The organism is Rhodanobacter fulvus Jip2 (assembly GCF_000264315.1).
GTDB lineage: Bacteria > Pseudomonadota > Gammaproteobacteria > Xanthomonadales > Rhodanobacteraceae > Rhodanobacter > Rhodanobacter fulvus.
In genome coordinates this window covers 50,054-64,066 of the sequence record NZ_AJXU01000001.1, presented here as the reverse complement: position 1 = coordinate 64,066, position 14,013 = coordinate 50,054, and the positions used below count along the sequence as shown (strand labels likewise).

The 14,013-nt window shown below is 67.1% G+C and carries 7 protein-coding genes; 4 read left to right on the top strand and 3 right to left on the bottom strand.

Annotated elements, in window-relative coordinates; translation table 11 throughout:
• Position 1 precedes the first annotated feature (1 nt).
• Both UU9_RS00275 and UU9_RS00270 read left to right on the top strand, forming a co-directional pair.
• Entirely contained in the window at positions 2-913 is a 912-nt protein-coding gene (locus UU9_RS00275) for a hypothetical protein (protein ID WP_162098760.1), read from the top strand.
• 112 nt (positions 914-1,025) lie between these two features.
• Positions 1,026-2,252 (top strand): MFS transporter, encoded by a 1,227-nt coding sequence (locus UU9_RS00270; RefSeq protein WP_007079696.1) that lies wholly within the window; start codon positions 1,026-1,028, stop codon positions 2,250-2,252.
• Between the two features lies 1 nt (position 2,253).
• Here UU9_RS00270 and pbpC read toward each other — a convergent pair whose 3' ends face one another.
• A complete protein-coding gene (gene pbpC, locus UU9_RS00265) occupies positions 2,254-4,635 on the bottom strand; it encodes a penicillin-binding protein 1C (protein WP_040669818.1) in 2,382 nt (793 codons plus the stop codon).
• A 26-nt stretch (positions 4,636-4,661) separates the two neighbouring features.
• The gene (locus tag UU9_RS00260; RefSeq protein WP_007079694.1) at positions 4,662-10,667 is read right to left on the bottom strand and encodes an MG2 domain-containing protein; all 6,006 of its coding nucleotides are present in this window, start codon (positions 10,665-10,667) and stop codon (positions 4,662-4,664) included.
• 262 nt (positions 10,668-10,929) lie between these two features.
• Between UU9_RS00260 and UU9_RS00255 the strand changes: the two genes are divergently transcribed.
• Positions 10,930-12,123, top strand: a complete 1,194-nt coding sequence (locus tag UU9_RS00255; RefSeq protein WP_007079693.1) for an aminotransferase-like domain-containing protein — start codon at positions 10,930-10,932, stop codon at positions 12,121-12,123.
• 193 nt (positions 12,124-12,316) lie between these two features.
• On the opposite strand, the gene UU9_RS00250 is transcribed toward UU9_RS00255, so the two are convergent.
• Complete coding sequence (locus UU9_RS00250; RefSeq protein ID WP_007079692.1) at positions 12,317-12,910, bottom strand: TetR/AcrR family transcriptional regulator; 594 nt, start codon at positions 12,908-12,910, stop codon at positions 12,317-12,319.
• Between the two features lie 76 nt (positions 12,911-12,986).
• Between UU9_RS00250 and UU9_RS00245 the strand changes: the two genes are divergently transcribed.
• Complete coding sequence (locus UU9_RS00245) at positions 12,987-14,006, top strand: NADP-dependent oxidoreductase (RefSeq protein ID WP_007079691.1); 1,020 nt, start codon at positions 12,987-12,989, stop codon at positions 14,004-14,006.
• The last annotated feature ends 7 nt before the right edge of the window (positions 14,007-14,013 follow it).

The window sequence follows — 14,013 nt, the reverse complement described above, 5'->3', positions numbered from 1 at the left end:
CATGGCAGGGATGCCGATGTTTCCGGGGTCTTATAGGATGAAAGGTTCTACCCGGACTGGAGAACGCCCGATGGCAAGCCGCTGGATGCCGACCCTGCTCACCCTCGCCCTGCTGCTCATCGGCGGCAGGCATGGGCAAACCGCACAGGCAGCGCCGCCAGCATCATCGCCCGCTGCCGCCCGGCACCTGTTGCTGTCGGATGACCTGCTCGACCGGATGATCGCCGTCGCCAGGGAACGCCAGGCACTCGAGAAATCCCACCCCGGCACCGACGAAGACGACAGCGACGATGACGACGACACCGGTGTGCCCACGCTCGCATCGATGGCGAACCGGATGGACGCCGATCCAGACACGCGCGCGATGCTGGCGCGACATGGCTTCACGGGAAAGAGCTACCTGCTTGCCATGACGACACTGGCCCACGCCGGCGCCCAGGTGCGGATGGCCGGAACCAAGTGGGCCTCGACCATGCCCGGCGCGGCTTCCGTCGACCCGCGCAACATCGGTTTCTACAAACAGCACGCGGCGAAAATTTCGACCTTGAACGCGCTGAACAATCCCGATTATTCCCCCGAGGAAGATGCGCGTCTGGCGCACGACCTGCGCAGCATCGACCCCGAGGATTTCGACGACTGCGTGCTGCTGATTCCCGCCACGCTGCCACTTACACCCTTGGCGGAACCCGGCAGCATCGCCACCACCCCGGCATCGCGCATCGAACTGGCCCGCGCCACCGGCAAGGTGGCCGAGCAGTTTCACTCCGAGCGTCTGAAGAAGGATTTCACCATCATTGCGGACGAAGTTCGCCGCCATGCCCATGAGCCCAGGATCGAATCGGCAAGCCTCGCGGCCGCACTCGAAGACACCAGGATCTGGGCGACGGGGCGTTGCAAGGGGAGTGGCTCATAGCGCGGTGGCGCTTCAACCCACGGTGGGTGGCGGTCCGTACCGAACGGCGCGTTCCGCGCACCCTCCTCCGATCCATCGATGATGCCTTCCTCCAACCCTGCCCTGTGGACTCATGCGCACCCTGATCGCCGACAACGTGCGCTTCGCGACCAGCAACAGCCGCTGGATCGGTGGCTGCTTTCTGCTGACCCTGTTTTCCTCGTTCGGCCAGACGTTTTTCGTGGGGCTGTCCGGCAACGACTTGCGCGCGCAGTTCGACCTTTCCGGTGGGCAGTTCGGCGGGCTGTACATGGCCGCCACCTTGATGAGCGCCATCACCCTGCCCTGGCTCGGCCGCACCCTCGACGTGATGCCGGGATGGAAGGTGGCGCGTTTCACCATCCCCTGCCTGGCGGTCGCCTGCGTGTTGCTGGCACTGGCCCCGCATCTCGCCGTGGTGGCGCTTGCGCTCTATCTGCTGCGCCTGTTCGGTCAGGGCATGATGACGGAGATTGCCTATACCGAAACCGGCCGCTGGTTCGTTGCCAACCGGGGCCGCGCGATGGCGCTGGTGGTGCTGGGCGTGCAGGTGGGCTCGGCCTTGCTGCCAGTGGCGGTGGTGCTGCTGCGGGACGTGGGTGGCTGGCGGCTGCCATGGATCGCCTCGGCCATCGTGTTGATGCTGGTTGGCTATCCCTCGGTGCTCAGGCTGCTCGCCACCGAGCGCGTACCGCATTCGACCGAATACCCGGCGGACGGCGCGCGAATGACACGCGACTGGACGCGCGCCGAAGTGATCGGCGATCCCGTCTTCTACCTGCTGTTGAGCGGCGTGCTGGCACCGCCCTTCATCGGCACCACGATCTTCTTTCATCAGGGCTACCTGATCGCGCTGCGTGGTTACGACCCGCTGGTTTTCGCAGCGGCCTTCCCGGTGATGGCGGTGACGACGGTGGTGTTCGGCCTGATATGCGGCCAACTCGTCGACCGTCTCGGTGCGCTGCGGCTGCTGCCTTTCTTCCTGATCCCACTGGCCGTCGCCTCGGCGGCGGTCGGCCTGCTGACGCCAGTCTGGGGCATCTACCTTTTCATGTTTCTGCTCGGCATCAGCAGTGGTTTCACCCAGACGTTGCTGGGGGCGCTGTGGCCGGAGGTCTACGGTGCCGCCAACCTCGGCGGCATCCGCGCGATCGTCGTGTCGGCCATGGTGCTGTCCACGGCGCTGGGGCCTGGCATCAGCGGCGCCTTCATCGATCTGGGCGTGGCGCTGCCAACGCAGATGCTGTGGATGGCCGGCTGGTGCGTGGTCGCATCGTTCGGCCTGGCGGCGGCGTCCCGCGCCGTTGTGGCGCGGCAATGACCTACTGCACCACGCCAACCTCCAGGCTGCGCGCGTCGCTGCGGCCGTGGTCGTCCACCACGCGCAGCTGATAGTTGCCCGCCTGCACCGGTTGCCAGGTCAACGCATGCGCGGGCGTGGCGCGGCCGATGTAGGCGTCGTTGACGAACCAGTACAGCGCTCGCACGTCGGCGTCGCTGGTGGCGGCAAGCACCACGGCATTGCCATCGGGGCGATCCAGTCGCAACGCGTAGGACGCCCCGCGCAAGGGTGAGGTGATCGCCGGCGGATCGCCCTGCGCCTGACCGGCGTTGGCGCAAGCGGGATTGTGCGGCGGCTTGCGGATCGGAATGCCGGCGCGGGCGAACACGGCGGCAAGATCCGAAGGCCAGTACTGGAACACCTCGGTGCGGGTCGACCCGCCGGCATACGGCGGACATGCCGGCAGGCCGCTGGCGTTGTCGATCACCACCGGCCGATACACGTTGCCCACCTTGATCGGGGAGACGCCGGGGATGAACCAGGTCCAGCCCGTGGCCGGACACCAGCGGCTGGGCAGCATGCCGGTGGCCAGGCACACGCGCACGCGTTTCACGCCGTGGGGCAACGAGCGCGGTGGCGGGCGCAGATGCGGATGGCCGGCCAGCAGCGCGTCGTGGATGCGGAAGAACAGCGGTGCGGCGGCGTCGATACCCACAAAAGCGGGGTTCGGCGTGCTGTCGAAATTGCCCACCCACACCACCAGCACGTACGGGCCGAAGCCCCCCGCGGTCCAGGCGTCGTGGAACGCCCATGAGGTGCCGGTCTTCCAGAACACCGGTGCGGCGGCGGGCCGGCTGCCGAAGGTGGTGCCCGGCCGCGGGTTCTGCTCCAGCATGTCGGTGACGATGAAGCTGGCCGCCTCGCTCAGCAGCCGCTTGCCCGGCACCACCGGCACGTCCTGGCGCAGGCGCAACGGTTTCAGCACACCGCGATTGGCCAGCAGCGCATACATGCGCGCCAGGTCCTGCATGGTCACGTCGCCGCCGCCCAGCACCAGCGCCAGGCCGTAGTGCTGCTCGCTGGCCAGGTTCCGCACGCCGGCCTGGCGCAGGAAGCCGTACAGATCCGGATCGCGCAATTGCGCATCGACCCACACCGCCGGGATGTTGCGGCTGTGGATCAGCGCCTGGGTGGCCGTCACCGGCCCAAGGAAACGTCCGTCGAAATTTTCCGGCGTGTACGGCCCGAACGAACTGGGCACATCGCGCAACACGGTTTGCGGCCCGAGCACGCCCTGATCCAGCCCCAGTCCGTAGATGAAGGGTTTCAGGGTGGACCCGGGCGAACGCGATGCCAGCGTGCCGTTGACCTGGCCGTGGATGCCCTCGTTGAAATAATCGACCGAACCCACCAGCGCCTTGATGTCCATGTTGCGGGTATCGACCAGCATGGCGCTGGCGTTGCGCACACCCACACCGGCCATGTGCTGCACGTAATCGCGCACCTGTCGTTCCAGCAATTGCTGCAGGCCGAGGTCGATGGTGCTGCGCACCTGCGGCGGCAGCGGCTCGCCCTGCGCGTTCGCGCCGGCAATCAACTGATCGACCGCATGCGGCGCCTCGAACGGCAGCTGCGCGATGGTGTGCAACGCCAGCGGCATGCGGAAGACCGCGCGCCACCTGGCGTCCTCCGGATACTTGCGCAGCCAGCGCTGGAACAGCCGGTTGCGCGCGGCGGCAAGACGCGGTGCCACCACGGTGACGTCCGCGCCGTGGCGGGCGTCGAGCCGACGCGAGGGATCCTGCGGGATCACCGCCAGCGTCAGCGCCTCGGGCAGGCTCAACCGGGCGGCGGATTTCTCGAAGTACACCAGGCTCGCGGCGCCGACGCCCTGGATATTGCCGCCGTAAGGCGCGCTGTTGAGATAGGCCGCCAGAATGTCCTTCTTCGAATAAAACAGCTCCAGCCGCAGCGCCAATGCCACCTGGTGCAGCTTGCCCAGCGGCGTGCGCGTATCCAGCCGATACAGCAGCCGCGCAAGCTGCATGGTGATGGTGGAACCGCCTTGCGGGTGTCCGTGGCGCACATAGGTGACCCACGCTCCACGCAGCAGGCCCCAGGGATTGAAACCCGGATGCCAGCGGTACCACTGGTCCTCGTGCATCAGCGTGGCGTCGATCAGCGGCGGGGAGATCTCCGTCAGCGGCGTCCACAGCCGGTACTGGTCGTCGCTGGCCAGGGTGAGCCGCAGCAGGCGACCGGCATCGTCATGGATGGCGGTCGATCGCGGCAACGCATCGCGCAGCGACGGATGCGGCCACAAGCGGCAGCCGATCAGGATCGCCGCGATCAGCCCCAGCGCCGCCAGCACGTTCTGCCAGCGGCGCAACCAGCGCCGTGCTCCGGCGCGCGCGGCACTCACCCACTCCGTGCGCACGCGCCTTCAGCTCACTTCGGTCGCACCACGGTCAGCACGCCGGCGGCGGGCGCTTCGGCCTGCACGCTGGGGCGGTACATGGCCGAGGCATAGGCCGGCGGAATGCGGAAAGTGCCCGCATTGGTGGCGCGGATGCGGTACACGAATTCGCGCACGTCGGACGATACCGAGCCGTAGATCACCACCCGATCCTCGCGCACGTCGGCGTGGTCGGCGTGCCAGCTGGAGCTGTCCAGGCCCAGCGGCGACGTCCATTGCGCCTGCGCGCTGTCGTCGTCGGCATACTCGCCGTCTTCCGAGGTGTCGGTGGTGGCCGGCGGCGGCGTGCGCAGCACGGGATCGAAGCCGCCGGGCAGCAGATCCACCACGGCGATGTTGTCCAGCGCCTCATCGCCGATGGCGCGAACCTTCACGTGGACATCGATCTCCTGTCCCACCGTGATCTTGTCCAGCGGCCGCCCCTTGTCGTCGGTGTAGTCGCGCACGATTTCCAGGCCCTGCTTGATCGCCTTGGCCGGCGCCTGGCGGTCATAGCCGCTCTGGGTCAGTACGCCCCACGCACTTTGGCCGCTGTGATTGACGAACCGCAGCTTGGCCGTCGCCGCATCCCACGCCTGCGCCTGCAACAGGTGGCCCTGCGGCTTGCCGATGGACGTCGCCGCGCCGCCCGCGGCCACCGCCTCGATGGACAGTTTGGCGAGGTTGCCCGGCTCCATGCCGGCGTAACTGTCCAGCGCCAGGATCGTCATCGCCGACGACAGCGTGTTGTAGTCGTTCTGCCGCAGCGGCCAGGCGATGTTCTCGAACACCTGCGGCGGCAACGCCCTAGCCTGCGCCGGGAACTGTCGCGACACGATGTACAGCACGCTGGCATCGCGCACCGCGGGACCGTAGTAGTCGGCGAAGTCGAAGCTGTCGCTGTCCGGCTTGCCGCGTTCGAGCACCTTGAGCGGCCCGGCGATCAGCTTGTCGGCTTCATCATCCTGCTGCAGCAGCTTGTACGACGCGGCCAGCCAGGCGGCAGCCAGATCACTCCGCCACTGCTTCGCATACAACGCCTCCAGCCGCTGCTGCACGGTGGCGATCTGGTTGGTGGTGACGTTGCCCTGCACGGTCAGCAGGTAGATCGCGTACGCACGGTCGCGCAGTTGCGCCAGCGAAGTGAGGCTGTCGTCCGCCGCCAGGTCACGCAGGTAGGCGTTGCCGTTGTCGAGCACGTTCTGCGGTACCGCCACGCCACGCTCGCGTGCCTCCAGCAGGAAGTTCATCGCGTAGGCGGAAACGAACGGCAGCGAGGTCGGCGTGGCCGACCACAGGCCGAAACCACCGGCATCGTTCTGGCGCGTTTCCAGCGTGCTGATGAAATCCGCCAATGCCTTGGCATTGCTGATCGGCTTGTCCTCGAACGCCGGTTGCAGCGCCTGCACGAACCCGGGCGCCGCGTCCCAGTTGGCCACGATCAGGCGCGGCATTGCCGAGCTGATGATCTGCTCGGTGCAGTAGTTGGGGTAGTTGATCAAATAGCTGGTGAGTCCGCGCGCCAGCACCACCGGCGAGGACGACAGCACCGCATCGCGCCGCGCATACGGCGCGTACAGCGAACGCAGCGCGGCATCGTCCACCTGGCTGCCCGGCTTCACCCGTGTGGTGGAGATCGAGGTGCGGTACGGCACGTTCGGCCGCACCGACAGGTCGACCGTCTGGCGAGCCGAGTGCGCACCGTGACTGGCGCTGAAAGCGAGATCCGCCGAGCCCAGGGTGTCGGTGGCCTTGACCCGGAACAGCAGCACGCCTTCGCGCATCGAGGCCAGGTCGATGCTCTGCGTGGCCGCACCGACCACGGTCAGCCCGGCGCCTGTCTTCAACGTCACCGCCACCGGCACCGCCTGCTTGCCGATGTCGGTGAGGTTGTTGGCCACGCCCACGCTGACCTCGGCCTCGTCGCCCGGCGCCAGCGTGGTCGGCACGTTCGGCGACAACACGAAATCGCCGCGCACGGTGGTCGTGCCCTGCCAGGTGCCGATGCGGTCGGGTGACACCGCCACCGCCATCACCCGCAACGTACCGTTGAAATCGTCCGGCACGTCGTAGTGGAACTCCCTGTCGCCATCGACGTCGACGATGCCGGACCAGTACGCCACCGGCGCCTTCTTCTTGCGGCTGAACGGATTCAGCTGCCGCCCGATCGCCGCATCGGCGTCACCACCGGTCGCCGCCGACAGCGACATCAGCTTCTCGAAGTCGGGCAGGATCAGGTCGAGGATCTGCGCGGTCGACACGCCCAGCATCCGCTTGCGGAAGAAGTATTCCAGCGGGTCGGCCAGCTCGTAACGCGCCACCTGCAGGATGCCCTCGTTCACCGCAAACAGCACCACCTTGGCCGGTTCGGCCGCATGCAATTTGAAGGTCGCGGTAGTACCCGGCTTGATCAGCGCCGGCACCGCCACGTCCAGCTTGTCCTGATGCGCCTCACGGCTCAGACGGAACGGCGCCACGCCATAACTGAGCGGGCTCATGAAGACGGCGTCGGACGACGGATCGCGCACGAATTGCACGTTGACGTACCCATTGCCCTCGAAACCCGCGGGAATGGTGATGCGCTGCACCGAGCTGGTGGTGTCGGTGCGGAACCAGGCATGCGCGTAGACCTTGTCGCGCTCCAGCGTGATCAGGCCGCTGCCCACGTAGGGCGCGTGGATGGCCACCTCGATGGTGTCGCCCGGCTGGTAGACGCGTTTGTCCAGGGTCAGTTGCAGCTCGGCATTGCGCTCCAGCGAACGCGACAGGTTGGCCGCGCCAGCCACCGAATACTCGACCCGGTTGACCTCCTTGCCGTCGCTGGCGCGCAGGATCAGCAAGGCGTAGTTGCCGGGCTTGTCGGTGGGCAGCGTGTAATCCATGCCGCCGGCGGCAATCGTCAGCGGATGTTTCTCCAGCGGGATTTCCTTGAGCCGCGACTCGTACTTGTAGACGCCCGAATACTGCTTGGTCAGCACCGACACGTACTTGCGCTCGACCAGCTGCGCGGTCAGCCCCGGCAGCGCGATCGATTTGGCCTGCGGGTCGATCGCCACCAGACGCACGCGGCGCACCGCGTCGCGGTCGATGTAATCGAGGTTGTCCGTGCTCTTGTAGCCGACCAGCCAGTCGTCGTTGGAGACCATCGATTCGGTCGCCGCGGCCACGGCGCGGCCACCGTCCGCCTCGTAGACCTTGGCCAGCAGATGCAGCTGGTAGGTCGCGTCCTCATAGCGCGAAAGATCCAGCGCGAACGCGGCGTGGCCCTGCGCGTCCGTCTGCTGATCCTGCAACTCCTGCTGGTAGCCCTGCTTGGCGCGGCGGATGTCGTAGAAGTTCCAGCCGGCCCAGCTCTTGAACGCGGGGAACGCTGGCTGCAGGCTCATCGACACCGCCACGCGCCGGTTGGCCGCAGGCGTGCCGAACAGGTTCTGCGCCTCCACCACGCCCTGCAACTGCGCCGGCTTCACCCAGCCTTCGGCGACGGATTGCGACAGGCTGGCGCGCACCTTCATGCGATCGGGCAGGAACTCCTTCACCTGCACCGTGGTGCTGCCGATCTGCGTATCGGCGCGGCCGTTGCGCATGATGTAGAGGTTCACCGTCCATGCGCCGGTGGCCGCGGTGTCCGCCGTGGTGTAGCTCAGCTCGCCGAAACCGGAGTGGTCCAGGGTCAGCGGAAACTGCTTCACCGTATTACCGCGCGGATCGACGATCTCCGCCTGCAGCGGAATGCCGGCGACGCTGCGCGTCCAGCTGGCGGCCCGCACGATCAGGCCGATGTGCATCATCTCGCCGGGGCGATACAGGCCGCGGTCGGAGAACAGATGCGCGGACAGCCGACCCGGGTTCGGCGCGTTGTCCGCGCCGCCCACGTCGAAGCGTGAGTAGTCCAGCTCGCGGCCGCTGGCGCCGATCGGCAGGAACGACATGTCCGTTCCCTGAGTCACCAGATACATCACCGGCCGCCGGTCGTGATCGAAGCCCGACAGGCTGGGGAAACTCGCCATGCCGTCCGCGCCGGTCGTGCGCGACAGCAAGGTCTTGCCGTTCACCGCCACCACCGCCACCGTGGCACCCGCCACCGGCTGGCCGCCGTGGATGGATTGCACGAATACATCCTGGCTGCCGTCATCGGCTTTTTTCACCAGCATGCCCAGATCGGTGACCACGATCAGGCGGCTGTCGGTGGGCGCGTCACCCATGCTGCCAGCGCTTTCATCGACGCTGTCGCAGGCCGGAACGCCCGCTGACGCCGGCGCGGTCGTCGACGTGCCGGCTGCTGGCGCCAGCAGTTGTTTTGCCGCCGTGCAGCGGCGGGCCGCATCGCGCTCGGCACGCTTCTCGACCGCCGGATCGTAACCACCCAGATGTAGCAGGAAGACGCCGCGCTTGCCATCGGCCAGGTACTTGCCCAGATCGACGCCGGTGTAGCTGGCCTTCGCCGGGTCGTCATCCGACAAGGCCTGCTTCACCACGTAGCGCTCGACGATCTGGTCCTCGCTGAAGCCATACATCAGTTCCGGATGGCTGTAGTCGCCCTGATTGAGGCTGACCAGATGCTGCAACTGGTCAGGCAGCACGCGGCCCACCACCAGGCGCATGCCCGGCAGGTTGCGCGATACCACGGAGAGGCGCTTGCTGCCGCTCATCGACAGCAGCGAGCCGGAGCCGACGAAGCGCAGCAACTGCGGATATTTCGGTACGGTGATTACCCGCGCCACCGGCTGGCCCTGCACATAACCGCCGAAGGACTTCAGCCCCTTGTCGATCCGCACGTAGAGGCGCTGGCCCGGTTGCGCGTGAAAGCCAAAGCTCTGCAGCGCCTGGTAGTTCTCTTCCGTCGGCGTGGCGGCAAGCGGCAACACCTGCGATTGCCGCAGCACATCGGCGCCGACTTGCGACACATCCCACGGATACGGGCGGCCCTCACCGTTGTCGGGGCGACCCGGCTTGCTGTTCGGCAACACCCACGCGTGGACCAGCGGAACGACCTCGTCCGTGCGCACCGCGCCGGTGAAATTCAGCACCAGCACCTGCTGCGGTTCGTTCTTGTCATCGTCGACCAGGGTGGGCCTGACGTCATCGACGGTGAGGCTGTAAAGGCCGGGGATGCGCACCCGCGCGTGCAGCGCATCGCGCGCGCCGTCGCCGCCGCGCGAACTGGTGACGCCGTCATCCACATTGACCAGCAGCAGGCCCGGATCATGCGGCAGAGCCAGCTGCTGCGAGTGGATCCACGCATGCAGTTTGTCCTTGCCGTAGGTGACGCTGAACTTGACCGGCGTGGTGGCCTTGCCGTCCGCGTCGGCGTTCGACAGACTGATGCGCTTTTCCAGCTGCGCCGGATCCACCGGATAGTTGAAGTCCAGCTTCTGGATCACCTGCTTGGCGCTGGCGTTCTGCGGATCCTGGTAGAACTCGCCCTCACCCAGCGTGGCGGTGAACGCCTCGGTGCTGAAGTCGAAGCGGTCCTCGGCCAGGTGCACCTGCGGCGCCAGCAGCTTGCGCGCGTCCAGCCGCACCGTGTATTTCTGCCCCACCGGCCAGTCGGCCGCGGGTGTGAACGTGAGCGTGCGGTCGTCCGTCCACTTCCATTGGCCCTTCACCGCGGGACTGCTGGTGATGCCGTCGGTGACGACCTTGTCGACCAGCTCGATCGGTGCGGCCGAACCGGAGAACGCCACCACCAGCGGCTGGATGACCGGCGTGTCCTGGGTGTAATCGGTGATGGCCGGCGCCGTCACCTCGAACGTCATCTGCTGCGGACGCGGCCGATGCTGATACCACTGCCAGCCAAACCAGCCGGCCAGCGCCAGCCCGACGAGGGCCAGAACAACGCCGCCGGAACGGCGCGGATGCCGTCGCACCACATGCATCCAGCCCGGCGCACCCCAGCTGACATCACCCAGCAGCGGCCGCAGGCCGGCGCCAAGCAGGCGGGTGAGCCAGCGCACTACACGCCAGGGCAGCATCAGCAGCCATTTCAGCAAATCCATGGTGTTTCCCCATCATCCAGAAGGCGCCGTCCGGCAGGACGGGCGTGACCACTGCTGGGGATAGTAACCGGCGATTGTGGCCAATGTGGGGACGCGCGCGGCGATCGGCGGGAAGGCGCGAGCCGTTGCGCCAGCACGGCGAGCCATCCGTTTCCGGGCAGCCAGTTGCGCCACGCGTCCGCAAGGCAGGAGGCAATGAACGCGCGCCGTTCGCGCTTGTTGGATAATCGCCCGACGCCACCCCATCGCCGAAGAGCACTGAATGAACATCGAAAGTCCCAGCCCCATCGCGTGGCGTTTTTCCGAGCGTGCCGGGCAACTGCAAAGCTCGTTCATTCGCGAAATCCTGAAGATCACCCAGCAGCCGCAGATCATCTCGTTCGCCGGCGGCCTGCCCTCGCCGGCCACCTTTCCGGTAGACGCGATGAAGGCGGCGTTCGACAAGGTGTTGTCCACGGCCGGCAAGACCGCGTTGCAGTACGGCCCGACGGACGGCTATCCGCCACTACGCCAGTGGATCGCCGAGATGCTCTCCAAGGACGGCGCCACGATCGTGCCAGAACAAGTGTTGATGGTGTCCGGCTCGCAGCAGGCACTGGACCTGCTGGGCAAGGTGCTGATCGACGAGGGCAGCCGCGTGCTGGTCGAAACGCCAAGCTACCTGGGAGCGCTGCAGGCGTTCTCCGTATACCGCCCCGAATTCAAATCCGTGCTGACGGACGATCACGGCCTGGTGCCCTCGTCGATCGCCGCCGTCGCCGAGGGCGCGCGGCTGCTGTACGCGCTGCCCAACTTCCAGAACCCGACCGGCCGCACGCTGTCCACCGCGCGTCGCGTCGAGCTGGTGGAAACCTGCGCCGGCCTCGGCCTGCCGCTGATCGAGGATGATCCGTACGGCGCCCTCTCATACAAAGGTGACCCGCTGCCGAAGATGGTGGCGATGAACCCGGCCGGCGTGATCTACATGGGCTCGTTCTCGAAGGTGCTGACACCCGGCATCCGGCTGGGTTACGTCGTGGCTCCGTTGCCGCTGGCACGCTGCCTGGAACGAGCGAAGCAGGCGGCCGACCTGCACACGGCGCAGCTCACCCAGATGGTCGTGCACGAGGTGATCAAGGACGGTTTTCTCGATCACCACATCCCCACCATCCGCGAGCTGTACGGCAACCAGTGCCAGGTGATGCTGGACGCGATGGCCGAACACTTTCCCGCCAGCGCCACCTGGACCCGGCCCGAAGGCGGCATGTTCATCTGGGCCACGCTGCCGCCGCACATCGACGCGATGGAACTGCTGGACGCCGCCATCAAGGAGAACGTGGCGTTCGTGCCCGGGGCACCGTTCTACGCGAACGCGCCGGAAACCAACACACTGCGGCTGTCGTTCGTCACCGTGCCGCCGGAACGCATACGCCATGGCATCGCGGTTCTTGGAAAGCTGATCGCCGCGCGGATGTAAGAGCGGAAGGCCGCGCAACGCGGCGCCGTGATGCTGTTCCTTCCCCCGCCTGCGGGGGAAGATGCCGAAGGCGGAAGGGGGTGCGCGGCAAAGCCGCGCTGCTGCCGACTTTCCTCGCCGACCGAAAAGCGCCCCCTTCAGCCCTTCGGGCAGCTTCCCCCGCTACGCAGGGGAAGCGAAAGCCTCTCAGCGGCTAACCCTTGGTGCGACGCGCGCCCTTGGCCCTGGCATCGCCGCCGGCTCCCTTCACCAGCAACGATCCGGCGATGACCCCGAACAGATGATCGGCGCGCGACGCCAGTGCGGGCTGGTCGCCGAGCCACGCCAGCGCCGCCACCAGCGCAAACAGGTCGGCGCCATCGATGTCGGTTCGCGCCACGCCCTCTGCCTGCGCATGGGCGAGCAGCTTCGCGCCGGCCGCTTTCATGCTGACGCACGAAGCGTGCAGCGCGGAGTCCTCGTCATCGATGGCGGCCACCATCGAGGCCACCACGTCGCGGTAATCGTTGGCCATCGTGACCACGTCCCGCAGCCACGTCACCAGTGCGTCGCCCGGCGAAGCTGACGTTTCGCGTTCGACCGCCTTCGTCGTCAGCCCATCGAAGCTTTCGCGCAGCAAGGCCTCAAGCAGGGCCTCGCGCGTGGGGAAGTGGCGGTAAAGCGTGCCGAGCCCGACGCCCGCCCGGCGCGCCACGTCGCGCAGCGATGCGCCGGCGCCCTGCTCGACGACAACGGTGCGCGCAACGGTGAGCAAGTCCTCGTAGTTCTTCCTGGCATCGGCTCGCATGGTGGCCTCTTGATAAACGGAGCATCGCTCCACATAATCGGAACACCGCTCCGTTAATTATAGAAGGACAAGGTTGATGTCGACAAACACAATGAAAGCCATCCGGCTGCACGCATTCGGCGGCCCCGACGTATTGCGTTACGAAGACGCGCCACTGCCCGCGCTGAAGGCCGGGGAGGTGCTCATCCGCGTGCACGCAGTGGGCGTCAATCCGCCCGACTGGTACCTGCGCGAGGGGTACGCCAGCTTGCCGCCGGAATGGCGGCCGCCGATGTCCTTGCCCATTATTCCGGGGACGGATGTGTCGGGCGTGGTCGCCGCGGTTGCCGGTGACGTCGCCCATTTCGCCATCGGTGACGAGGTGTATTCGATGGTCCGCTTTCCCGAAGGCCTCGCCGGGGACAGCAAGGCCTATGCCGAGTATGTCGCCGTGCCGGCGGCGGAAGTCGCGCTCAAACCCGCCGGCATCGACCACGTGCAAGCCGCCGGCGCGCCGATGTCCTTGCTCACTGCGTGGCAGTTCATGATCGACCTGGGCCACGACGCGTCCAACCCGCTTCAGCCGCACACGCACACGCCGGTGCCGCTGGCGGGCCAGACCGTGCTGGTCAACGGTGCCGCCGGCGGCGTGGGTCATTTCGCCGTGCAGCTGGCCAAATGGAAGGGCGCGCGGGTGATCGCGGTGGCGTCCGGCAGGCACGAGGCGTTTTTGCGCGACCTTGGCGCGGACGAGTTCATCGATTACACCAGGACGGTGCCCGAGGACGTGGTTCGCGACGTCGATCTGGTCGTTGATGCGGTGGGTGGCCCGGGCGCGGCGCGCTTCCTGCGCACGCTCAAGCGTGGTGGCGCGTTGTTCCCGATCTTTCCGCTGGGCTTCGCCGGTGCGGATGAGGCCGGCAAGTTGGGTGTCACCGTGTCCGCGACGCAAGTCCGCTCAAGTGGCGCCCAGCTGGCGGAACTCGGCAAGCTGCTCGATGCCGGGACGGTGCGCGTGGCGGTCGACAGCACGTTCGCCCTGGCGGACGCGAGCAAGGCGCACGAGAGAGCCGCCCACGGGCACGTCCAGGGAAAGATCGTGCTCACGGTCCGTTGAGGGCGCC

What these genes read in the sequence shown, in the direction of transcription:
- UU9_RS00275 (WP_162098760.1), top strand. Translation starts at nt 2, where the DNA reads ATGGCAGGGATGCCGATGTTTCCGGGGTCTTATAGGATGAAAGGTTCT.
- UU9_RS00270 (WP_007079696.1), top strand. Translation starts at nt 1,026, where the DNA reads ATGCGCACCCTGATCGCCGACAACGTGCGCTTCGCGACCAGCAACAGC.
- UU9_RS00260 (WP_007079694.1), bottom strand. Translation starts at nt 10,667, where the DNA reads ATGGATTTGCTGAAATGGCTGCTGATGCTGCCCTGGCGTGTAGTGCGC.
- UU9_RS00255 (WP_007079693.1), top strand. Translation starts at nt 10,930, where the DNA reads ATGAACATCGAAAGTCCCAGCCCCATCGCGTGGCGTTTTTCCGAGCGT.
- UU9_RS00250 (WP_007079692.1), bottom strand. Translation starts at nt 12,910, where the DNA reads ATGCGAGCCGATGCCAGGAAGAACTACGAGGACTTGCTCACCGTTGCG.
- UU9_RS00245 (WP_007079691.1), top strand. Translation starts at nt 12,987, where the DNA reads ATGTCGACAAACACAATGAAAGCCATCCGGCTGCACGCATTCGGCGGC.